The organism is Sulfitobacter sediminilitoris, from assembly GCF_010667575.1.
GTDB classification, from domain to species: domain Bacteria; phylum Pseudomonadota; class Alphaproteobacteria; order Rhodobacterales; family Rhodobacteraceae; genus Sulfitobacter; species Sulfitobacter sediminilitoris.
The window spans coordinates 1-21,530 of the sequence record NZ_JAABNT010000030.1 but is presented as its reverse complement, the minus strand read 5'-3'; the positions used below and the strand labels follow the sequence as shown (position 1 = coordinate 21,530).

Annotated in this window: 20 protein-coding genes and 1 pseudogene; 7 read left to right on the top strand and 14 right to left on the bottom strand. The window is 55.2% G+C overall.

The features are described from left to right. Nucleotides 1-131: 131 nt before the first annotated feature. The gene (locus GV827_RS21695; protein ID WP_164356143.1) at nucleotides 132-599 is read right to left on the bottom strand and encodes a dirigent protein; all 468 of its coding nucleotides are present in this window, start codon (nucleotides 597-599) and stop codon (nucleotides 132-134) included. Between the two features lie 13 nt (nucleotides 600-612). On the opposite strand from GV827_RS21695, the gene GV827_RS23455 reads away from it, so the two are divergent. Continuing rightward, on the top strand, nucleotides 613-843 hold the full coding sequence (locus GV827_RS23455) for a hypothetical protein (protein WP_204326034.1): 231 nt from the start codon (nucleotides 613-615) through the stop codon (nucleotides 841-843). 175 nt (nucleotides 844-1,018) lie between these two features. Here GV827_RS23455 and GV827_RS21690 read toward each other — a convergent pair whose 3' ends face one another. Further along, nucleotides 1,019-1,678, bottom strand: a complete 660-nt coding sequence (locus GV827_RS21690; RefSeq protein ID WP_235930648.1) for a Crp/Fnr family transcriptional regulator — start codon at nucleotides 1,676-1,678, stop codon at nucleotides 1,019-1,021. 164 nt (nucleotides 1,679-1,842) lie between these two features. Beyond that, nucleotides 1,843-2,025 carry a hypothetical protein gene (locus GV827_RS23450; RefSeq protein ID WP_204326033.1) on the bottom strand — a complete coding sequence of 61 codons (183 nt, stop codon included), beginning with the start codon at nucleotides 2,023-2,025 and terminating at the stop codon, nucleotides 1,843-1,845. Nucleotides 2,026-2,616: 591 nt separating this feature from the next. Here GV827_RS23450 and GV827_RS23915 point away from each other — a divergent pair. Further along, nucleotides 2,617-2,745 carry a hypothetical protein gene (locus GV827_RS23915; RefSeq protein WP_268895781.1) on the top strand — a complete coding sequence of 43 codons (129 nt, stop codon included), beginning with the start codon at nucleotides 2,617-2,619 and terminating at the stop codon, nucleotides 2,743-2,745. A gap of 185 nt (nucleotides 2,746-2,930) precedes the next feature. On the opposite strand, the gene GV827_RS21685 is transcribed toward GV827_RS23915, so the two are convergent. Continuing rightward, nucleotides 2,931-3,194: a hypothetical protein gene (locus tag GV827_RS21685; protein ID WP_164356141.1), complete on the bottom strand. Its 264-nt coding sequence runs from the start codon at nucleotides 3,192-3,194 to the stop codon at nucleotides 2,931-2,933. A gap of 170 nt (nucleotides 3,195-3,364) precedes the next feature. Between GV827_RS21685 and GV827_RS21680 the strand changes: the two genes are divergently transcribed. The 3 genes from GV827_RS21680 to GV827_RS21670 all read left to right on the top strand — a co-directional run bounded on the left by GV827_RS21680 (nucleotide 3,365) and on the right by GV827_RS21670 (nucleotide 4,776). Then, nucleotides 3,365-3,877, top strand: coding sequence for a hypothetical protein (locus GV827_RS21680; protein ID WP_164356139.1), 513 nt, complete (start codon nucleotides 3,365-3,367; stop codon nucleotides 3,875-3,877). A 306-nt stretch (nucleotides 3,878-4,183) separates the two neighbouring features. Beyond that, nucleotides 4,184-4,396, top strand: a complete 213-nt coding sequence (locus GV827_RS21675; RefSeq protein WP_164356137.1) for an AbrB/MazE/SpoVT family DNA-binding domain-containing protein — start codon at nucleotides 4,184-4,186, stop codon at nucleotides 4,394-4,396. Continuing rightward, a complete protein-coding gene (locus tag GV827_RS21670; protein WP_164356135.1) occupies nucleotides 4,396-4,776 on the top strand; it encodes a type II toxin-antitoxin system VapC family toxin in 381 nt (126 codons plus the stop codon). Before GV827_RS21675 ends, GV827_RS21670 begins: the two co-directional genes overlap by 1 nt. 475 nt (nucleotides 4,777-5,251) lie before the next feature. Here GV827_RS21670 and GV827_RS21665 read toward each other — a convergent pair. The 7 genes and pseudogenes from GV827_RS21665 to GV827_RS21635 all read right to left on the bottom strand — a co-directional run. Further along, nucleotides 5,252-5,808, bottom strand: a pseudogene (locus GV827_RS21665) (IS6 family transposase); the annotation flags it as partial. Between the two features lie 200 nt (nucleotides 5,809-6,008). Next, nucleotides 6,009-6,767, bottom strand: coding sequence for a helix-turn-helix transcriptional regulator (locus tag GV827_RS21660; RefSeq protein ID WP_164356133.1), 759 nt, complete (start codon nucleotides 6,765-6,767; stop codon nucleotides 6,009-6,011). Between the two features lie 221 nt (nucleotides 6,768-6,988). After that, nucleotides 6,989-8,407 carry an exopolysaccharide Pel transporter PelG gene (pelG, locus tag GV827_RS21655; RefSeq protein WP_164356131.1) on the bottom strand — a complete coding sequence of 473 codons (1,419 nt, stop codon included), beginning with the start codon at nucleotides 8,405-8,407 and terminating at the stop codon, nucleotides 6,989-6,991. Further along, on the bottom strand, nucleotides 8,404-9,912 hold the full coding sequence (gene pelF, locus GV827_RS21650) for a GT4 family glycosyltransferase PelF (RefSeq protein ID WP_164356129.1): 1,509 nt from the start codon (nucleotides 9,910-9,912) through the stop codon (nucleotides 8,404-8,406). Before pelF ends, pelG begins: the two co-directional genes overlap by 4 nt. Then, a complete protein-coding gene (locus GV827_RS21645; RefSeq protein ID WP_204326032.1) occupies nucleotides 9,909-10,649 on the bottom strand; it encodes a hypothetical protein in 741 nt (246 codons plus the stop codon). The genes pelF and GV827_RS21645 overlap by 4 nt, the downstream gene beginning before the upstream one ends. Next, nucleotides 10,642-11,664, bottom strand: a complete 1,023-nt coding sequence (locus tag GV827_RS21640; RefSeq protein ID WP_164356125.1) for a hypothetical protein — start codon at nucleotides 11,662-11,664, stop codon at nucleotides 10,642-10,644. Before GV827_RS21640 ends, GV827_RS21645 begins: the two co-directional genes overlap by 8 nt. Then, the gene (locus GV827_RS21635) at nucleotides 11,661-13,100 is read right to left on the bottom strand and encodes a polysaccharide biosynthesis/export family protein (RefSeq protein ID WP_164356123.1); all 1,440 of its coding nucleotides are present in this window, start codon (nucleotides 13,098-13,100) and stop codon (nucleotides 11,661-11,663) included. Before GV827_RS21635 ends, GV827_RS21640 begins: the two co-directional genes overlap by 4 nt. A 606-nt stretch (nucleotides 13,101-13,706) precedes the next feature. Between GV827_RS21635 and GV827_RS21630 the strand changes: the two genes are divergently transcribed. Both GV827_RS21630 and GV827_RS21625 read left to right on the top strand, forming a co-directional pair. Beyond that, nucleotides 13,707-15,053, top strand: coding sequence for a hypothetical protein (locus GV827_RS21630; protein WP_164356121.1), 1,347 nt, complete (start codon nucleotides 13,707-13,709; stop codon nucleotides 15,051-15,053). Continuing rightward, nucleotides 15,053-16,309 carry a tetratricopeptide repeat protein gene (locus GV827_RS21625; RefSeq protein WP_164356119.1) on the top strand — a complete coding sequence of 419 codons (1,257 nt, stop codon included), beginning with the start codon at nucleotides 15,053-15,055 and terminating at the stop codon, nucleotides 16,307-16,309. Before GV827_RS21630 ends, GV827_RS21625 begins: the two co-directional genes overlap by 1 nt. 10 nt (nucleotides 16,310-16,319) lie before the next feature. Here the strand turns inward: GV827_RS21625 and GV827_RS21620 are convergent, their stop codons facing one another. The 3 genes from GV827_RS21620 to GV827_RS21610 form a co-directional block, all read right to left on the bottom strand. Further along, a complete protein-coding gene (locus GV827_RS21620; protein WP_164356117.1) occupies nucleotides 16,320-17,243 on the bottom strand; it encodes an endo alpha-1,4 polygalactosaminidase in 924 nt (307 codons plus the stop codon). A gap of 29 nt (nucleotides 17,244-17,272) precedes the next feature. Beyond that, the gene (gene galE, locus GV827_RS21615) at nucleotides 17,273-18,406 is read right to left on the bottom strand and encodes a UDP-glucose 4-epimerase GalE (RefSeq protein ID WP_164356115.1); all 1,134 of its coding nucleotides are present in this window, start codon (nucleotides 18,404-18,406) and stop codon (nucleotides 17,273-17,275) included. Nucleotides 18,407-18,435: 29 nt separating this feature from the next. Then, nucleotides 18,436-21,530 (bottom strand): polysaccharide deacetylase family protein (locus GV827_RS21610; RefSeq protein WP_164356113.1); only part of this gene is annotated, 3,095 nt, incomplete at its 5' end.

Below are 21,530 nucleotides of genomic sequence, written 5' to 3'. Positions count from 1 at the left end.
ACAACCTCGGCCGAAGTGCCTGCGAACTTCTTGATCAATTTCTTGGCACACCCAGGTTTTGCCCTGACCTCGAACAATCTCACGATCGGCCCCTGTTGCGGTGTTCCTTCTGCCATACATGGCCTCCCTGTCTAGTGATCAGGAATATTGACCATTCCAACAATATGCGACTGCCTCAATGGCATTGCCTTATACATGATCTCGACGCCCGTTGTAGCAATTCCTTCTCCCGTCATTCCATCAAACTTTCCCGTGCCACCAACGATGGACCACGTGTTCGCTCCGCCCTGTTCACCCGCTTTCCAGCGCATGGTGAATGTGTCCTCTCCCGCTCCGAACACACAGACCCCCTGTATCGAGTTTTCGCCGTTCTGAGCACCGAAGCCACCTCCAACACAGCGCGCAGGCCCTTCTTCTAACGGGCCGTCTACAACTTCAAAATAACCTCGATTATCCTGCATATAGTAAATACTGTCAGACAGCTGGAAGTATTCTTGATTAAGTGGGTAGATAGTGTTGAGCTCGATACGGTCTTCGGCAAAGACGGGACCTGAGCCCAAAAAGCCTGCTAGAGCTATGTAGAACACAGAAGGTTTCATAATATTTCTCCTAATGAGTCTGCGCACCTTACAAGAAGACCAACTGGTTAAAATGCTTTTCTTTTCGCCTAATTTCTGGTCTCAGCGCGGCAAGTTTCTAGGTAACTTGCATCGTGCAACATCGGCTGCGCTTTGGGCTCTCCAAGCTGGCAGCACCGCTTCGGCGGATCAACTGTTTTGCGCAAACACGCTTGACAGTGAAGGCCCCGTTACCGATGTCCAGAGCCTAGATCAATCTGAGTGAGAACCCTTATCATTGACTTAGTTTCCGGATCGGTCTCGCGCTCAAGCCGGAATTTGAGGATATTGATATCGCGCCTATAGCCTTTAGGAAAATTAGCATCGACGACACCTTACAACGCGCTTGGTACTTTCCGGACCTCAGCGACACCTGATGTCTCCGGTATTTTCTAAAGGCTTTAGTCTTCATAGCCAGCAATTCTGAACAGAGCCGAACGGTCCAAGACCTCCATAGACCCCCGGCTTGTTTTCAGAATGCCGCTCTTGTTCCATGCCGACAGTATCTTTGAGACGGCCTCGCGTGTGGCGCCCGCAAAATCGGCCAGCTCGGTCTGTGATAGCGCAAGCTTACGCTCTGTGCCGGTATCCCCGGGGATGAGATACAAGAGCTTCCGGGCAAGGCGCGCAGGTAAGGGCATGAAGACATATTCGTGAAGCTGCTGGTTCATCCATCGCATCCGCTGCCCCATCAACTTGAGGATTTCGACAGCAAGCTCAGGCTTGGTGGAAATCGCGTTCAACAGATCGTCATGGCTCAGCTGAGCCAGACGGCAGGGCTCCAGCGTCTTGGCGGAAGCGGTCCGGACACCGGGGTCGAACAGGGCGATCTCCCCGAAGATATGACCTGACCGCATCACGTCGAGGCCTAGCCGACGACCGTCATGCCAAATGAGCGAGATCTCGACGCTCCCATCCAGGACGATAAAAAGGGAATCGCCGGGATCATCTTCTTCAAACAGAACTTCATTGGCGCCCAGCTCGATGATCTGCGTTGCGGAGGAGAACAACTCCAGGATGCGTGCAGAGCCACTTTGCATCTTCTCGTGATTTGGAAACATCACCGCGGTCCTTCCAAGCTAGTTTAATTATACCATAAATTTGGCGGTCGCTATACTGCCTTTACTCGCAATCAAGATCGTCTTTCGATTTAAAGATGTGCTGCATACCAACCTCTTCTAAGACACCGACGCGCACTTCGGAAGGAGGGGGCCGCCGTCTTGACCTACCCTTCCCTCTTCCAGTCGTAGAGCACCTCCATAGACTTGATGGAATAGTTTGGTTCCAAGCAGATCAGTGCGCCAAGGACATCAGCGAAGAGATCGAAGAACCGCTGTCCCCAAAAGCACCGGTCCAGAAAATACTCCCCGATCTCATTCTTCGTTATCAGGCGCCTAAGCGCAGTCATCTTGTGTGGTGCATAGTGGTAGGCTGAGGGACGTCGCCAGTCAGCGGCCAATCGACCGCAGGTGAGCAGAAGCAATAGCAACGCGAATAGCCCTCGCAGCCGCGTCTCGAACCCAATGAGTATGGGCTTCTCGGGATCAGCCTTCAGAACCTTAACTGTCTGCCGCTTTAGCCACTTCGCAACTGTCTTGAGATTGAGACCCAGCTTGCAGATCAGCTCCGCAATCGAAGCTTGCCCCTCTAGGGATCATGCTACTCATAACCCATCCGGGCAGATTTGTTTTGCAAGTCGCACGCCGGGTAACAGCGCGTGGCGCTACCATGACGAACGCGTCCGGTAGTGCTTCCTTCCATTCCTGCGAAAAAAGATCGCACTCTCAAACCCTAGGATCAAACACATGGCGATCGCATCAGCTTTGATCAAGCGCGTTATCTCCAGACCATTAAGGGCAAAGATCAGTCAAACAAGCCAACTTCGGACCTCGTTAAGAAGATTCCCTTAAGTGATCGAGTTCACAGACACTGGTCTGCTCAGTGCGATAGCCTCTTAACAACGCCAATAATGGTGCAGTCATCCGAGAGGATCGAACCCATGCAGACCCTTAAGGAGTCTTTCTCGCCCCGTAACGCGTCCAAGGTCGCACGCAAAATAGTCGAGTTCATTTGCGGCACCCTGCAGGATGGGTTCGCTATGCAGTCAAAGGTAGATGGCTACTACTGACAAGACCGCGACGGCCCACCTCCTTTTGCCATCGGTGGGCAGCTGTTGAACCAAAGTCCGTAAGGATGAATTTTATCAAATCATTGATATATTGTGGATATTTTATGCTTAAGGCCAATCTAGCTCCCAAAATTGCATTTGCCTTCACGTCGGGATTTTGAGAACGCCACGCATGACCCACTGCCCTAAGCGGCCGCAACGGGCTCCATCTCGCCCATCGAGACAGCGATCAACCTCGCCAGAGCCTTGCGTCGGTGGGCCTCCGCCTCCCGCCGACAACGCCGCAGCGTTCTGATCCGGCGGTGCAGCGCTGCAGTACGGTACGGATCGGCACGGACGATGATCTTTGCCATCGCTTGCTGTTCCGGGTTGGTCTCTAGTTCAAGCAGCAGCTTGAAAGTATCGATATCCCAATGATCGTTCTTTGCATTTTTGACGATATCATCCACGCTCTAAAACGCTCCGTCCCCGACCCGCTCATACATGCGGAGAAGATGTGCGCGCTCTGCGGTGATGCATACATTAGAGGAGGTCCAAGCATTCAACGGACAATCCGCTGATCACCTGTGCGGAGTGTAAGCGCTCGCTCTACGCTGAATTGTAGAAAGGGCTCGTTTACATGCGCTGCCACACCCATGGCTGTCCGACGAGCTCTATTCGCGAAGACCTGCTCGAGGCCGAGATCGTGGATGCGTTACTTGGTACAAACTGCGCCAAGGCCGACAAAAACTGCCTTCAGAAGGCAATGCAGGCGTGGATACAGAAACGTCAACATTCAGATTTCAGAGATGCTCTTGACCTCCAATTGGCCAAGCTGAAAGACCGCGAAGATCGGCTCACCGATGCCTTGATAGATCGCCTGATTGACAAAGAAACCTTTCAACAGCGGAAGGACAAACTGGTCGCTGAGCGGGTCGAACTTCAAGCATTGCTAGCTGAGAAACGGAATTTGGAGGAAGATGCGGCCCTGGCAAGGAATTTTCTCGAACTCGTGAAAAGTCCCCATTTAACTTACCAAATGGCGGGACCGCATCAAAAACGACGTTTGGCCGAAATCCTATTCTCGAACAGGACGCTCAGAGGCAAATCCCTATATCTGGTACCACGAAAATGGCTGAAAGATAGGGCTTAGGCCTTAGATGTCCTATTTGGTGCACCATGTCCGGTCAGAACTCGAACAAAAAACGAGATCGAAACGGCTATCGACGAATTTCGGGGGCGTTCATACGGCTCAAGTTTTCCAGTGAAAAGGGAAGTATCTCGCAAGGCGATGCGCCCCGGGCATGCTCAGATCGCGCACTACCGCGAGTTCGGCGCGTAGGTGCTTAGAGGCGTTTATGACTAGGGAGCGGAATGCATTTATTTGAACGGTCTGCGACCTTGCACTCTGAAGGAAACATTCTTACGTTTATAACATCGATAAATAAAGGGTAAGAACATGAGTGAAACAGCAACCCTGTCTTCGAAGTTCCAGATTTCAATCCCTAAGGCAATACGCGTCGCCCAGCACTGGGAAGCCGGGCTTAGCTTTGCCTTTATTCCTAAAGGAACGGGCGTTTTGTTGGTTCCCGTTCCAGAGAAGCAGTCTCTCATGGGTCTTGCGAAAGGGGCCTGTGCAAGTGATTATCGGGACCGATCGGACCGCGTCTGATGATCCTCGTCGACACCTCGGCTTGGATCGAATGGCTGATTGGCTCTGTGACCGGAGAGAAACTGATCGATCATCTCCCTGATCAATCTGATTGGTTGGTGCCAACTATCATCCAGCTTGAACTCGCCAAGTGGCTCACGCGCGAAGTCGGCGAGGACAAGGCAGACCAGGTGATCGCGTTTACGCAAGTCTGCGAGGTCATCCCCCTAGATACCGAGATATCCCTTGCGGCCGCCGAAGCTTGCCGCGCGCATAGGCTTGCGACAGCGGATGCGATCATCTTTGCGACGGCTCAGACACGCCGCGCAAGCGTGCTGACTTGTGACGCACATTTCTCAGGGCTGCCGGGCGTCACGCTCATCCAGAAGGCAGAGTCCTGAAGTTGAGTCTCCAACCGGGGAACAGAGAGCACCCGTTATAGCGGGTTTGTCGGGCAAAATCTGCATTTGTCCCTGTGCCTAGACGCAGATAGGCTGGGCTGGCTCCCTTTGTGACAAACTTGTCCCAAAGTGCTTGCTTCCATTCTTCCGGGAAGATCACGCCATCAAACAGATAGCCGGAGCATCAGCTCTGATCATGCGCTTTATCTCCAGCCAGCGACGGTGCAAAAGATCAGAACCATGAAGACAGACTACCTCGTCATTGGTTGTGGTGCCTCTGCCATGGCTTTCGCAGACACCATGTTGATCGAAACTGACGCAACCTTTGTCATTGTGGATACACGAGATGCGCCAGGTGGGCATTGGAACGATGCCTATCCATTTGTTCGTTTACACCAGCCTTCGCGTTACTATGGCGTTTTATCGCGACCACTTGGCCGGGACAGAATTAATGAATTTTGCCCGAACGCTGGAAGGAAGCGTGAACGGCGGCGAATTTCTGCAAACTTCGCATGCGCCGGAAGCGGAGCATCGCCCGCTCTCGTCGTCGGAAAGGCAGATGTGAATTCTCTGCTCGATTGTTCAGCCAACGGCCCGTTTCCTGCCTGCCACCTGCACCGATCTCCTTCAGGGCCGCACCATACGAGCGCAGCAGAGCCGTGACGATCACCTCAGGTCGACCGTGTTTGCGCATTGTTTTCTTTATGAATTTCAACGCGGCTTTCTTGTCACGGGTCTTTGTGACGAAGCTTTCCAGGACTTCGCCTTCATGATCGACAGCTCGCCATAGATAATGCCGCTCGCCGTTGATCTTCACAAAAACCTCATCCAGATGCCAGCGGCTGGATTTCATACCCCCGATCCGTCGCTTTCGTATCTCGGCAGCGAAGAACGGGCCAAACCGATGCCACGTTCGCGGAGCAAATCTTTCACATTTCTATGGGACAAAAGGCAACAAACGTACATCATAACCGCAGGGCGGATGCTTTCTCGGCTCGTTTTGAAATAGCGAAATGGATCAGGTTTGGTCATGTTCCGAAGGTGCGGAACCGCCCTGCCAGTCTCAAACCAGTTTCGTCTGACAATGTCGGACATAGAGCAAGACCGCTAGGCGGATAATCTCGGGGTTAGATTTGAAGTATTTGAAGGAGGCAAGTTTGATCATGGCCAAACGCTACGCAACCGCCTTGCCCCGCTCAAGCGACGTTATTCTGACAAGGCCAACGTGGCAACTATACATGAAGGACATCACGGGCGAGCAAGGCCGCCTGAGTTCGGTTTCCTGCATTGAGTTTACGCATTACCTGTCGAACATGGCTTTTCACAGTCGCCTCTGACAGGTCTAACTCCCTTGCGATCTCTTTGTTTGTATCTCCGTTAGCCAGAAACCTCAGAACGTCGTATTGGCGCCGAGTAAGGCCCGACTTGCCAGATATTTCCGTTCCTTCTGGCTCGGAAACACACGTACCGTGGTGTTTTTGATTGGTGCTGCCTGGCAGGTAAGAAAGCTCCGATTGTGGAATTACGGATTCACGAACATGCGGAATATAACAGCCGCCCGCAATGATAAACCCGAGCGCTGCGAAGATGACCGCCGGCGTCTCTGAGACAGGTAAGACGCCCTTCAATTCGAGATCGAGGGCAGTAGAAACACACTCTGCTGTGTAGCGTTCGACCATCGCAGCAACCGGACCATCCGACCCTTTAACGGCAGCTTGTAGCCGTGACGTACCTTTCGGACTACAGATCAAATGCGAGCCAAGGACAACCACCGTCAAGGCGCTCTTTGAGGGCAGCGCTTCTGTATCGGCAATCTGGGCGATTAAAAACTCATTTGGTGCAGCCCAGCTTTCCAGAAGCTTTGCATAGGCGGAGCGCCGCAGCGCAAGTCCGTCCAGGATAACAACATGCATTTCTGTCCTAGTCATAGAATTGATCAACTCCAATTTGCAAAGCAGGTCGCCACCGAGTTCGCCATGTTTATCGTTCAATCGCGACAACCGCTTTCGGCTGCCGCATTTTGACTTAGTCGCCACTCTGCGAGAGAATAAATTAGGTAAACAGTCTAGATACTGCGTCAAGAGTAGGATTTTACTCCAAGAAAGCATTTTGGACTTCCTGATCACAGATCAGAATTAGTCTATATAATTGATATTATTTACTTTTCTTTACGGAAATTCCATATGTTAAAAATCAGAAATTAGTTCAAATTTCACTTGCCAAAAAATAAGACATCGTTTCCATCCAGGAAATGGTAACGTAAGATTTCTCGAATTGTAGCGTACACAAATACAATTGCAAATATTCCGCCTACCAAAGCGGCTAGTGTAAAACCAAGTGCAGTCATCCTTATTGCCGTGGAAAGCACCAAACTCACCCCAAGGTTTATAGCTAGAAACAGAAACTGCGCTGTTAGAAATACGAGCTTACGGTTGAACAAGATCAAAACGGCCGAGGCGGCAAGGAAGAATACATGCAAAAAAGTGCCGACAATGCCAGTTCGCAGGATTAGGAATTGGTCGAGACGCAACCCCGCCAAAGTCGCCGCGACCGGCGCTATCAGCAAAAAGGCAGCGGACAGTGCCAGTTGCGCTATCATACTGTGCTGGATACCCGTCCAAATGGTAACCCCCAAAGCCTCACCCGCCCGTTCCGCTCTATCCAAGGAGGCGCCCCGAGAAAGTGCTGAGCGGAAACGGGCCATTGCTTCGCGAAAGGGTACATCGAAATACAGGGCTAAAACAGCGAGACCCGGTACAGCAGATAGGTGCGCTAGAAATAAGGCGCTGTCGTAAGTGGGGGAATGCAAAAATCCGGCGGTCGAGGTCAACCCGCCCGAACCGCCCCACGCCACCCATTTATCGGCCCAAACGCCAGCGATGGCGAACATTGCGCCAAGTGCAAGGGGCCATGTTGTTCGTGCCGTCCCGAGCATCCGCGCCCAAGCGCGATGCAGTCCCTTGCTTTCAAGCCCCGCGAGGCAAAACGGCGCGAAGCACAATCCAAGCGACAAAGTGATACCAGCCGCAAAGCACCAGACAAGGTCAGCACTTGTCTGCGAGGTCTTGACCGTCAGGACGCTCAAAGAAACAGCCGCCGCCATCCCAACCGAAAACGCCAGGATCAAGCGGCGCCGCGCGCGGCAGGCTCCCAACACAATAAACGCGGTCCATAGCATTGCCGAAGAGGATGTTAGCACGAGAAAGGCTAAGGCCAGCGCTGTGTCGGAAAGCCGCAATGCTAATGTTACGGTAATCGCCAATAACTGTGCCGTGATCCCGGAAAAACCGCAGGCGACAAGCATTAACGCCCCCAAAGCAGTCTTGTCCGGTGGTGCTTCAATATTGGTAATGCTTCGCGCAGCTACGATGCCGAGGGGAGTGGCAATCAATGGCGCCAGCATGAAAGCATAGACGACAGCTAGACGCATGTCTTCTAGTGCTTCGGCCCCGAGACTTGGCTGCGCAGTTTGACTGATCAGGATCAACGTGACAATCGTCAGAAGCCAAGGCCCCGCGACAACAATCAGCTCGGCCACAATCCTCCGCAGTGGATTGAGAAGCGGTCCGTCGAAAATCCAATCCAGATGAGTCGCCAGCTCGCGTGCACTGCTTATCAGCCTTAACGTCACGCCGCTAGCTCCCGGTACATAGCCGCATATGCGCCTGATGAGATCTCTGACGAATACCTTTGCTCCACCCGTGCCCGAAGGTTTGCGCCGCAGGTCGTGCGCAGCTTTTCGTCCGACAATAGGCGTATGACAGCGGCCCCTAAAGCTGCCGGGTCCATCGGTGGTGCAATAAGTCCTCCGCGGCCAAGCGACGGAGTTTCGCCCGTTGCCCCTTCAAGGATCTCGCGGCAGGATCCCACATCGGTTGCCACACAAGGTATACCAGCCGCCCCCGCCTCCAGTAGGACAAGAGGTTGGGCCTCGCTGATCGAGGTTAGCAACATCACGTCAAGCGAGGGCAGTATCTCGAAAATGTTCAATTTGCCGGTGAAACGTACTGTGTTTTCAAGCCCAAGTTCAAGCACCCGGCGCTGGCAGGATGCAAAGTAAATAGGATCCTCATCGGTTGGCCCGATGATCAACACTTCGACGTCCGGTACAGTGTCCCGGATGACAGCCGCTGTGCGAATGCAAGCCTCAATATCCTTGATCGGCACCACCCGTCCAATCAGCCCAACCACGGGTCGCGGTTTATTGGATGGACGCTCTAGCCCCGCGAACTTCTCCAGCATGATCCCATTCGGGATTACAGCCATGCGGTCCTCTTTTGCGCCTAGCGCCCGCTGAAAACTCTGGTTCGCTGAATATAGCGTTGTAATACGGTCAGCCCGCGCATAGGCTACACGTGCGAAGGCATCGAACATATCCTTCCACAGATCACGCACCTCGCGGCGTGTATCCTCCAGCGCAAATCCCTTGTGCACGCGATCTTCAAGCCAATCAGCGACAACAAGGTCAATGCGGCGCTCGTTGGTGTAAATCCCATGCTCGGTTATCACTGTCTGCGCATTCATTTGACGTGCCGCACGTGCGGCGTATAGACCCGCATATCCCGTTGAAATCGCATGATAAATTCGCGCCTCCGGAACGGGTGCTGTGAGTACGCTAATCAAGCCGCCGACCAGCGTCCGCCAAGCCCAAAAGGCATCAGAGAAAGAGGCCTCTGGTGCAAGCCTGCGGGTGCAGTTTTTGATCGCGTCCCATGCTACCGCTGAGGAGACAAGGTCAGCATGATCAGGTTGCGAGGCATGCCACGGCGACGCAGGCAGTTCTCTGCCCACCGGCGTCAACGCCAAGTCGCAGAGCGTATCAAACGCATTTGGATCGCCGCTGGACCAAAGTTGTGTCAAGGCATCCCCATAGGCCGCGCCTTCAATCTTGGGGCGACCCATCCGAAGGCGACGAGGACGGGGCATAAGGGGCAAAGTGCGAAAATCTATGACGTTGTCGGGCAAGGAATACTTGGTTTCGCGCGGCTGATCGTCGGCCGTGATTGCGACAATCGCAAAGGTCATCTTAGGTTGGGTTCGAATGAGCCAGTCAAGCCAGGACGACACCCCCCCCAAGACAAAAGGATAACATCCCTCTACCACGATGCAGACGTCAGCTCTGCGCGCGGCAGTCATATCACATCCGCCCGCAGGTGGCTCACTGCTCCAGCCAAAGGCTTTCCTAGAGGGGTGGGCCGCCAGCGGCGCTCAATCTCGGCAGTCGTTGCGGCATCTATGAAACCAGATGTTGATACGGTTGTGATCTCTGTCTCATGCTCTGTTCCGGACAGCCCGGTTTCATCCGCAATAAGCGCCCGCGCGCGTCGGGAGAAGCTGTCACGCAAATGGGCCAGAATGGCCGCTGCTTGAACTCTCACCGCAGGAATGTCTGAGGCAAGGGCGCGCTCCAAAACAGAGTGCAATTCGGGCGTATACTGTCGCGCAACTGCAGCTAACGCCGTCTGCTGGTCGATCAAAGTTCCGGACGCAAAGACGTGGGCCAAGGCCGGCACCGAGGAGGCGCGGGTCAACGGTCTCCGGCCCTCGGCAATTTCGCTAGAGATCCGTTCAGCTTTTGTAAGTTCAGCAACTTCCGGAGCATTGTTAATCTTGGTCGGGCTAATGGCTGATCCGGTCGCCGCAAGCAGAAGAACCGGTCCCGCAAATGGCCCAAGAAGGAGCGATGCAATCGCAAATGCCACGCCACCGAGCCTGTCATAGACCAACAACGCCACTGCGATAGAAAAGGCAAGAACGGCGAAGATTGTGACCGCAGGCCAGAGACCTACACGTGCTGCCATGATCAGCGCAAAAAGCCCGGCGGTAGTCAGGCCCAGCCCGGCTATGCGGCGCAATATCAAAAAATCAGTCAAGCGCCTGGGACGCGGAACCAGCGTCCTCTCCTGCTTCTAACGCGCGGCTTAGCCGATCAATGGCAATGCGCGCCATCTCAGCAAGGATTTCAACTTGATTTGTGCTTGCCTCCGCACGAGCCACATCTGGCGCAAAAAGGATTACCGTCGCACTCAACTCTGCGTCAATATGCGCATAGCGTCGTGCGAGGGTTGCAGCCCCGTCAGCCTCAATCCCTTCTTCCCTAAACACAACGGTGGCAGCCTGATCACGCTTTTCCAGCACAGCGAGAACTAGATCAGACAAGGCACGCGGGGTGTCCGCAAAGTCTGGCATTGTGCCCATTAACAGCGTACCCTGTTCTTGCGATGTCACCAGAAGCGCAACAGGGGTTTCAAATAGCGCATTTGCTGCTGCCTCAAATGTTGTAGGCAAGTCGGTGCCGGTAGCACCGGCGAGTGCGGCCAATTCCGGCAGCGCGCGCCGAAAATGCTCAATCTCATCAGATCTTCGCGACACCTCTACGTTGCTTTGCATAATCGGGCGTGTCGCGGCTTCCCGCTCCAGTTGCGCCACCATGCCATCCATACGGTCGACTTCGGCAGCAAGGCTTTCAGACATACCTTCTAGGCGGGTAACTTCTGCACTCAGGCCGTCTTTTTTAATGATTTCCTTTTGCCGATAGAGACCTACCACTAAAGCAACCACCAGCCATTGCAACGGAAGCACCGCAACCCGAGCTGCATGCATTGAAGCGGCCTCGCCGACGAGACGGTCTGGCAATCCGATCAGCAATGTCGCGATCACAACGGTTGCAAAGGCCACCCCTACACCGTGTTGCATGGCTGTAATTAAGATGACGATCCAAAATGGATGCAGGGTCAACTGGTCGTAAAATCCAACACCGAAGAAAAGCATTTCTGCTGCGGCAACCAAAAAAAGAAGTACCACGGCACCGATCAAGCCCCGATGAAAATTCCCGCGACCACTTTCAGAAAATAGCTGTTTTGGTTGCTCTTCTAATGTCAAAGTCAATTATCTAGTCCTGCAGTCAAGCCAATATTCTCGTTACTCGCGCGTGCAACGGTGACTGTGTCCCCCGGGAGCAATGGAGCGTCGTCGCTTACATCAAAAGTCAAGACTTCACTGCCACGCCGACGCGCCACCCGAACAACGTGGCCCGTTGACGCCCCCAGATGTAGTATTTGTGAGTCAACTGATACGATCTCTGCATCAAGGGCACCCAACGCGCCTAGTGTTTCCGCGATAGCGAGCGCGAGGTCACTGTCTGACTCTCCAAGGTGCAACTCAATGGTGCGGTTATGGCTAACAATTGCGTGTCGTGCCTTCGCAACCCGGGACTCGGCCTCCTGCAGGGTCAAGTCGAGATCTGACAACCTACTGCTCAGGTTGTCGAACCGAAGTTCATCGTAACGGCGGATAGATCCACATCGACCCCGGCATGCTTCGGCAAGTTCGAGGTCAAGGGCATCGCGTCGGCTGCGCAAATCATCGAATCGCGCCTGAACCAAAGCCCGTCGCTTCATTGCCATGGCGAGCGTAGCATCGACTTCAGCGCGCGCGGAAGTAGCGCGCGCTGCGCGAAGTGCCTGCTCTGCACGCGCTGCCTGTAGAACAGCCACTTCACTTTCGATCCTTTCCCGCCCGAGGGCACCGCGCAAGTCTTCAAGCTTGCCTGGAGACAAGCTGAGGTCCTTTGCCCCCGCGCGTTGCGCGGACAGACGCGCGCTTTTGAGCAAGAGCTCCGCGCGAAGAGTGCGCAGCTCTTGCCTGCGGGCGTAAAGCGAGCGATAGAGCGCGCTGTCAGCGCTGCTACCGCTTGCACCTGCTTTCACCAGCAGTGCAGTGACTGTCAAATTAGGAGTGTACTCATAACTCCCTGGTGCGATAACCATGCCCTGGATCAAGACCGGCGGTCGGGTATCGAATGAAGCGGTCACTTTCGCTGCAATGCCCATTTCGGTTTCAAGTGCTTTTGCAATGGGCTCTTCAAGACACGCCAAGGGCCGCTCTGCAGCATACATCCTTCCGATGGCAGGTAACGCAATCTCACCATTCCGATCGACGGAAAAGATGCCTGATAAGTCTCGGCGCTCGTAACGCTCCGACCCTGAACCAGAATCCACGAAAACGCGTAGATTGATACGGTCGCCCGGAACGATCCAATCAGCTTTATACGAAGCATAATTGCAGGTGTCGCCCGACAGCATCCGACCCAGCAGGCCGGGAGAACGCACAAAACTATCGACAAACTCTTGACCAGGGCTCGCGCTTGCTAGGGAAATCGTGCTTTCCATCGGAGCGCGAGAGGCCTCTATTCCTGCAGCAATCACCGAAACAGGCGACGTGTGCACAACTCGGTTCGCAAACGTTGGCAACTGATCAATCCCGCCCAAAGCGATCAAGGCCGCGAGACCAATAACGGTCTTGGAAAGCATGTCGCTGAGCATATCTAACCTTCTTTAAGAGCGGAAGCTCAACATTTTTAAGGAATTATTAACATTACCATATTCTTGCCTCATTTCGTCCACAATACTCCATAAGGTGTGGAGCCTACCTCCTCTTGCGCTGCGCATCATTCGGAAGGTGCATCTATGAGTGTGTTTTGGGTTGGAACGGCACTTTCGATCGCTTTAGTGCTAATGCCCCTTAGATCGGTTGCGGCTTGTCTGACGGCTGCCGCCGTACCAAACCGTGTAATCGCGCTATTTGATAGCCGGGAGGAGCCCACGCCTGAAACAAGTCGCATTGCCCAGCATCTCGCGGGGCCGCTAGCAAAGAACGGCCTCTTCCCCACATATGTGGACGTCTCGCGCCCAATTCCCGCCTCAATTGCAACAAATGATATTTCAGGTGTTGTTAGTTGGTTTGGCACCGCTGTGCAAAACGACGACGGTCTTGCAGCTTGGCTTGATGCGCAAGACGCAGACTGCGGACGCCCCCTTCCTCTTGTCGTGATTGGCGATCCTGGTGGTCCCGCGTTGTGGGCCCGGCTCGGCGCGAATGGAGCGACAGCGTGGACGCTTCATAATGGGGTACGCGAAGGGATGAAAGTGATGCCGCAGTGGCGCGGCATCCGAGCACCTCTCGAAATCCCACCAGGTCGGCTTCTGGCACCTCGGCTTCCACTTGATGCCGAGCCTCTTATCACGATCCCGGGGCTCGACGAGGTGGAGCGCGCTTTGGGTTTTCGACGGGGTGCGCAGACTTGGCTCTCTGAACTGACGATGCTGGCAAAAGACAGCCGTGGTGTCGCGCTTGTCACGGTGGATCCAGACCAAATCGTCGCCGCATTCACTGGCGATGGCCCCCGTGCAGTACCTGACCTTGCGATGTTCCAGGGGCTACGGATCGCGCTTGCGATCTTGCTGACGGATGGTTGGCGTCTGCGCGCCCCTGCCTCGGGGAGGTCGTCCTTGGGTCAGCCCGCATATGCGCTGGCCAAAGCAATTTTTGGCGAAACGTCGGCACCGGTTTCTTTCGGTTGGCCGGATGCGACGACCGACAAAATTGGCAGCGACGCTGATGCGACCGATGCAGGCCATGCCCTGGCTACTCTGCCGCATGTCAGTGCCTTGCCCGCTTACAACATCGCGGGGGGCATTTCGCTAGGTTCTCCACCGCTGCTGCGCCTGTCGCACCCCAGTTTCGGCGGGCCCAAAGCCACGCCCCGCGCGGGTTCGTCTGCTATTTCGGAACTCGTAGGGCCGCCTGGCTTTGCCGACCCCACTGGACTGCATGCTAGGGCCGCTGCCGTGGCGCGCAGTGACACTCCTTGGCCCTCGTCTCCGGATGTCTTGGTGATCAGAGCCCGTGACCTGCTGGACATGTCCGGCCAATTGGCAGCAATGCGGGCGCTTGAGTTGCACGCATCGGACGCTCGAGCGGCAATGAAAATTGAACGTTACGCAGGCTGGCTCGAGGGAGCGCTTTCTGCACAAATCGTACCGGAAGGACCCTATGCCTGGCGAGTCCAAAATAGGGGCGCGTTGAACACGCTGCGCATTGACCGGGCAGAGGGTTGGGTGATCGATATGTCCCGGAGCACAGGTATTCTGGGCACTTCTCGATATGGTCCGACGCTCTTCGTGGCACTGGACCCTGCATCAAGTGCCCCTTTTTTGGCACTCAGGTCAACAACTGCTGCGGTAACGGCAGATCCGGCCTTTGTCGAGGTTGTCGAGGCGGGGCCTGAGTTGTCGAATGTCAACCGCGAAGGCTGCCAGACAGTCTTTACCGCGGAGGGCCGAGGCCAAATTAAATTCCGCTCCAGTGCCAAACCTGCCGTGAAACTTGGCCGGCTTTCCCTGGAGGTTGTGCCAACGGAAAGCGACCTATGGCACGTTTCTCTGCCGACCAGGGCGGCTTCTGAAACCCTTTCTATCGCTGTCGGTTGTCCCTAATGAAGGAACGCGAGGCGCTTTTCACGTTGATTGCCCTGGCCTTCGCCTCGGCTGGCGTGGCGGTTTTGCTTGTCCCCAGAGGTGAGCTGAATAGAGAGGGCCAGCTCGCGGCCGTACCCAGATCCGAGGCGCTCATGCAGCTCGACGCGGCTCAGGAACCACTCACGCCTCAATTGGCCTTTCGGCAGGCCGAGTTGACGGCTGCCTCGGGTGACGCACAAAAAGCGGACGCACTATTGGCTGCGTTGGCCGACCGCACCACGGAAATTGAGGCGATCGCCTCTGCACGTGCCGATTTGGCTTTGCGGGGCGGAGATCTTGCACTCGCGGCAGAGCACCTTGCACGGGCACAGTCCGCCGCACCAGATCGCGTGCGTCGCCAAAGACTAGGGCTGATCTATCGCCGGCTCGGCGATACCGAAGCCGAACGGGCGCTACTGTCTCTAGAGAGCATGGATGCTCTTTCGGGATGGGAGCGGGTTCGCCTTGTAGACCTAACTGCAACCGAAGGCGCAACAGCGCAGGCTTTGGCCCTGGCAGACTTTGCCGTAACATTAGGTGGCGAGCAAGTTCCGCTTTTGGCGGACAGGTTCATCGCACTTGCACTAATCTCCGAGGACTTCGATGCGTTTTCGCAGGTAGCCGCCAGATGGCTGGCTGGACCAGATGCCCCCGCATTGGCTGTGACAGTCGCTCAGGGCATCGCTACGCAACCGCGCCAAGCAAGCATGCTTGCACATTCGGTTGTGACGCTTGCGCCCGCCTCCCGTGCCCGCATGGTGGAGGAACTGACCAGAGCGCGGCTCTATAGGGTCGCGCGGGAGTTGATGCAGCCCTGGATGGACGACGCTGTGCCACACCTCGGCGGTTGGAGTGCCCTTATCCTTTATGCCGACTTTAGTGGCGATGTTAGTCTGCTTGACAAGGCACTCCGGCGGCTGCGGCCCAAAGATATAGTGCCGCAAGGGGCTTTTCTGCCGCTTATAAGATACGGCGGCGGGCAGGCACTGTTGCCCTATCAGGCAAGGATGACGCCGGATTTCCTGGCTAATGCGCCACTTGTCGAAGCATCCTGGGCTATATGGTGGCAACGACACCATGAGGCCTTCGCCGCCTTGCAACGCGCAGCCCGCTCTGAGACTGATCCTGTTTTGTGGCGCGCCGTGGCAGACGGGTTGCAAGGCACTGGCTATCTGGAGCGGCTCAAGGTGCTATCACAAACCGACGACAATCTGGCAGACATGTTCAAAACATAGCGGACCAGTATCACCGTTCCAACGCAACCGCTGGCGAAAGAGACGAAAAGCTGCCATCTGGGACCACATAGGGCACATAGCCCTTGGCGCGTGCCTCTCGCATTAAGGCATCCGCTTTGGCGTCTGAAGCAAAATCCAGCGAGAGAACCGGCAAGCCCTTGGCCAGATAATCTTCCCTCAAAGCTGCGTGCAGATTAGGTACTGCCTCGGGTCTTAACCCGTCTTCAATCATAATGGCATCGATTACCTTGCGGTAGCTGTCGAAAGCGGCCTGACCCTCCGGGCCAGCGTCGCGGCCCACAAACACTGCATTGTTCACAACGACCAGCGCATCACAGCGCACAGCGCGGGCAGCCAACGCTACTTCCTGCACCAGCTCCATCATTATCGCCGCCGCCTCCGGAACATTACGCGGTTTGCCGCCCCTGATATCCTTGAGCATGCCTGCGACAAAATAATTCAGCGCATCATCCAGAAAAATCCCATCAGCCCCGGTCGCCATCAACCGGGCAGCCCGTTCGCGTAAAAGCCTGCGCCACTCGGGCCGCCAGAAGGCGGCGAGCTGATCGCCCGTCTCAGTGACTGGCCCCAGCCAGGGGGGCTGGGTTTCATCGTTCGGCCAGTAGTCTCGCCAAGGTTCAAGTTTGGTGAGGTTTAGATAAACCAGCACCGGCCTGCCGCCGCCGCGCCCAATGGCGCTCATTTCATCTCGCGTAAACAAAATCTCTCGCCCATCGGATGTATCTAGTGCACCGACTTTGGACGCTTCGATGATCAACACGCCGTGGGGGGCCTGCGCCAAGCCATCTGCGGTATAGCTTTCGCCCCAGTATTGTACCCCGTAGCCTCCTTCGAGCGAAGTCAGAATACGCGCTGACCGCTCCACAAGTTCGATATCACAGGTTGTGGCCGCAAGCGGGGCTGCTGCGAACATCGTTGATACCAACGCGCGCGCCAGAGTTTTCAATTCAACGCGCCCCGGTCATTCAGTGCATGAAAAACACCGGCATCCACGGACATGGGTTTCAACATCTCTTTCTGGGCCGATAGCAGTTTGCGTAGACCCCGTTTTCGATGCTCAGGCACGCCTTGCTGAAAGCGCCAAAGATCGCGGCACATCTGAACAAGTCCAAAGTCAGGTGACCAGTTGAAGAGCGCACGTGCGAGTGACGCGTCCGCCAAAGACGCCGCTGCATCGCCGGAGCGACGTTCAACGATGTGATAGGGAACCTCAATTCCGCAGGCTATCGAGAACGCTTCGATCACCTGCAGCACGGTGTAGCCTTTGCCGGTACCAAGGTTAACACGGCGATGAAGGACTGGATCAGCCAAGGATGACATCAGGTGCTCGACCGCCGCCACATGGCCTCGGGCCAAGTCCACCACGTGGATATAGTCCCTACTGCCTGTTCCGTCTATCGTTTCGTAATCACCGCCATATACCTGGACCCTGTCGCGGAGGCCTGCCGCGGCCTGTGCGATATATGGAAAGAGATTGTTCGGCGCGCCCGTCGGATTTTCCCCTATCAAACCTGAGGAATGCGCGCCAACTGGGTTGAAGTAACGAAGCGAGATAGCCCGGAAGCCTTCTGTGGCAGTGGCCATATCGTCAATCATCTCTTCAGCCATCAACTTGGTCCGGCCATAAGGGGAGGTGATCGAGGTGGGTGCCGTTTCCGGGATCGGCAAAATCTTCGCAGCCCCATAAACAGTTGCAGATGACGAAAAGACCAGCCGTCTGCAACCAGTATCCCGCATGGCCGAAAGAACGGAGAGGACCCCCATCAGGTTGTCGTGGTAGTAGAGCAACGGATTCGACACAGACTCGCCAACTGCCTTCTTGCCGGCAAAATGAAGCACCGCGTCAATATTGTGCTGCTTCATGACATCAGCCACCAACCGGGCGTCCCGCACATCTCCTTCAATCAGCCGCACTTCGCCAACGCCTGCAATCAGCGGAATGCGAGCGACTAAATCGCGGTCCGAGTTCTCGAAATTGTCCAAGATCAAAACGGAATGACCTGCCTTCAAGAGCTCAATGGTGGTGTGCGACCCGATGTATCCAGCACCTCCCGTGGCGAGAATGCGTCTTGTCATCGTCTGCTCCTTAAGCATTCACTTGCCAATCACAAAAAGAAAGACGCATCGCTGAATTCAAAACTATCCGGGTTCAACTGGCTGCGGGAAATGCCCACAAGGTCGACCAGAAACGTATCTCCGACGGTCAGTTGGGTGCCCCTGTCATGGTCCACGAAATCGTTCAGAAGTGCATCTATGTCTGCCCATGGGCTCTGGTCAGAGCTGGCGGCCCAATCGAGAATAATTCTCTCTGCCTGAGCATCGAAATCCATCACAACGGAGCCGGCCGAATTTAGGCCAACAACGAAAGTATCATTGCCTGCACCACCGAAAAGAACATCGGCACCACCCTCACCGATTAGTATGTCGCCGTTCGCTCCCCCAATTAGCACTTCGCTCGCTGCCGTACCGACAGTAGGGCCGGTTACATAGTTTACCTCAAGTGTGTTAAGCCCGCTTGCCAGTTCCAGTTCAATCCCGGCGTCGGTCAGACCGATTAAGCTGGCGGCACCTCTTATAATGACACTGTCGTTGCCGATATCCGCCCCAAAGTTGATGGACACATCACCGCCGCCCTCGATCTGGGCTGTGAGGTCTCTCCCGTCGCCGGTCAACGATACAAGCTCCGCACGGTCGGGCAGCGCCGACAGCCGTGTGACATCTTCTGCCTCAGCACCAACCGTAATCTCGAACTGACCGCCTCCGCGTGCCAAAAAGACTTTAGTACCGTCCCAAGCATACCAGTCGGTAACCGATGAGATCTGTTCGCCTACGTCCAGCGCAAAATGCCCCGCCGCGTCGCCTGAGACCACATCTGCAGTAACTACATCGCCTGATCGGCTTAGCGTCAGCTCGCTCGCCTCAAAGGTCGCTATGCGTTCGGCCAGATCCTCACCTGTAACAAATTCTGTCCCTGAGGCATGAGCAAGGGCCAAAAATTTGTCAAACATCTCAAATGTGTAACGCGATTTCTCATTGTCGAACATCCATTCAGTAGGGCCATAATCGTGCCACGGGAAGGCGATGATGGGTGTGTCGGCGAAGGTCGTGATATCCGCGAACTCCGCCGCCCAGATCGCGAGCGCCTCTTCCGGGGTGAAGGACTGAAATTGGATCAGCGAAAAGTCGAAGGACATATTTGGAGCTAAATAGACCGCATCAGTCTGATCCGGTGTCAAATAACCAAAGGCCCCCGGGTATCCCGCCCCTTCACCTGAGTATCCGCCCGACATGTAGTCAAAGAACCGAATGATTTCGAGCGAGGTATCGAGAGTTTCCGGCGCGCCGGGCACTGCCGCGCCCGTAACAGTGATCCCCAGCCGCTCTTCGATTTCCAGCGCTGAAATCTCAAACTGAAAGCGATAAGACGCCGCAAGAAGCTGTTGGTCCGCCTTCCGCAGATCCCAGGGGTCCACTGAATTCGGATTGCGCGGGTCGATCAACTCCAGCAAGGCCAACAATTCCGGCGTGTCAGCTTGCAGCAAGTTGGTGTCATCGGGATGGGTATAACTATGGGTCCCAATCTCGTTCCCCATCGCCAGTAACTCAAGGTAATAAGGGGTCGAGATCTCCCAGTCTGTTTGCTGATCCGGTGGGTTTGCGCCGATGTTGATGTAGTAGGAACCGACAAAATCGTAGCGCTCATACCAATCGGCGAGGATAGCGTTCATAGTGTCATAGATAGAGGGGTTAGTCAGAGCGACGTCAAAATATTCCTGGCTCAAATCCATATCGTTTCGGGAATAGAACATCGACGTGCTACGCGACATTTGTAATGCGATATCGCTGATGGCGGCGTCATCTTTAGCTACCCAATCGATCGCTTCATGCAAGATGTTCGAGTTCCCGATCACTGCATCCGTCGCAAAGTGAACGTTTCGGTTGCCGCCCACTTGCGTGGCGATGACCGCCTCTTCTGACATGACCTGGCCGCTGTCGCTGATCACCTGTTCGAAGAGTACGTCGCCTGTCCCGGTTACATCACGGAAATGCAAATAGCTCGTCAAAGTCTCGTAGCGATCAACAGCGGCACCCGCTGAATATTCATCGAGGATTGGATTGCTGCCTCCATTAGCGACGATATCGATGCCCTCGGTGGTGCCGAACCCATCCAGTGTAACACCCAACAGCGATTGCATCTGTGCATAGGAATTGCCCGGCAAAGGGACACCGGCTTCATCATTGGTCATGAAATTGCCAGCCGCAACGATGCCGGTGCCCGCCTGGCCGGCAAGCTCAAGCGCAGATAAGATAGCATCCAATTGGCCAGCAGGCACATGCGAGAAGGCTGGAAAGACCAGAACGTCATATTGCGCCAAAAGCGCGGCATCCGTCAGATTGGCCTCGCCCAACAAATCGAAAGGCATGCCCGCCTGCATCGCCTGGTTTTGTGCGGACATTACAAGCTGGCCATAATTGGTCAGATCAAAGTAGTTGGCGGCAGTCGTTTCGGAGTAGACGATACCCACACGCAGATCCGGGGCACTTGGTGGCGCGGCGGGAGCCCCTGCGATCAGGACATCATTGACGTAGTCGCCGGGAAGGAACACGTTGTTATTGATGTCTGCAAGGACACGCACCTCTGTTCCAAACTCTGCAAGACTGCGTGCAACTGCAATCTCGGCAACGCCACCATCATCGGAGTAACGTATTTCGAGGTCTGAAACGAACGTTTGCCCTGCTTCGCCAGTATATAGTCCAGCAGATCCATCGGCAGCGATCTCGATGTTATACTCGGCACCGCCCGTAAAGCCCCAGATCTGGTAGCCCGTTGACTGGTCCAGATCCGTGTCCAGCCAGATCGTCGTGGCTGTCCCTATGGGTACATCGGCGACTAGGCCGATCACAAGACCTTCGGCGATGACGTCCCCATAAAGCTGAGCCGCGCCACCTGGCGTAGTGTGAAGCAAGGTATCGCTGGCGTATTCCGTTAGCGCGCCATCAATGCTGTAACCGCCAAATTCGACGGGGTCAGGTGCGTCAGGAAGTTCACTTACAATAAGGTCAGTGTTCGCATAATCACCGGGCAGGAAAATGCTGTTGTTGATATCCGCCAAGACCCGCACGCTGTCCACGATGCCTGCCAGCGCCAAAGGCACGGCCACCTCGGCAATGGTACCATCCGCCGCATAACGTGCATCAA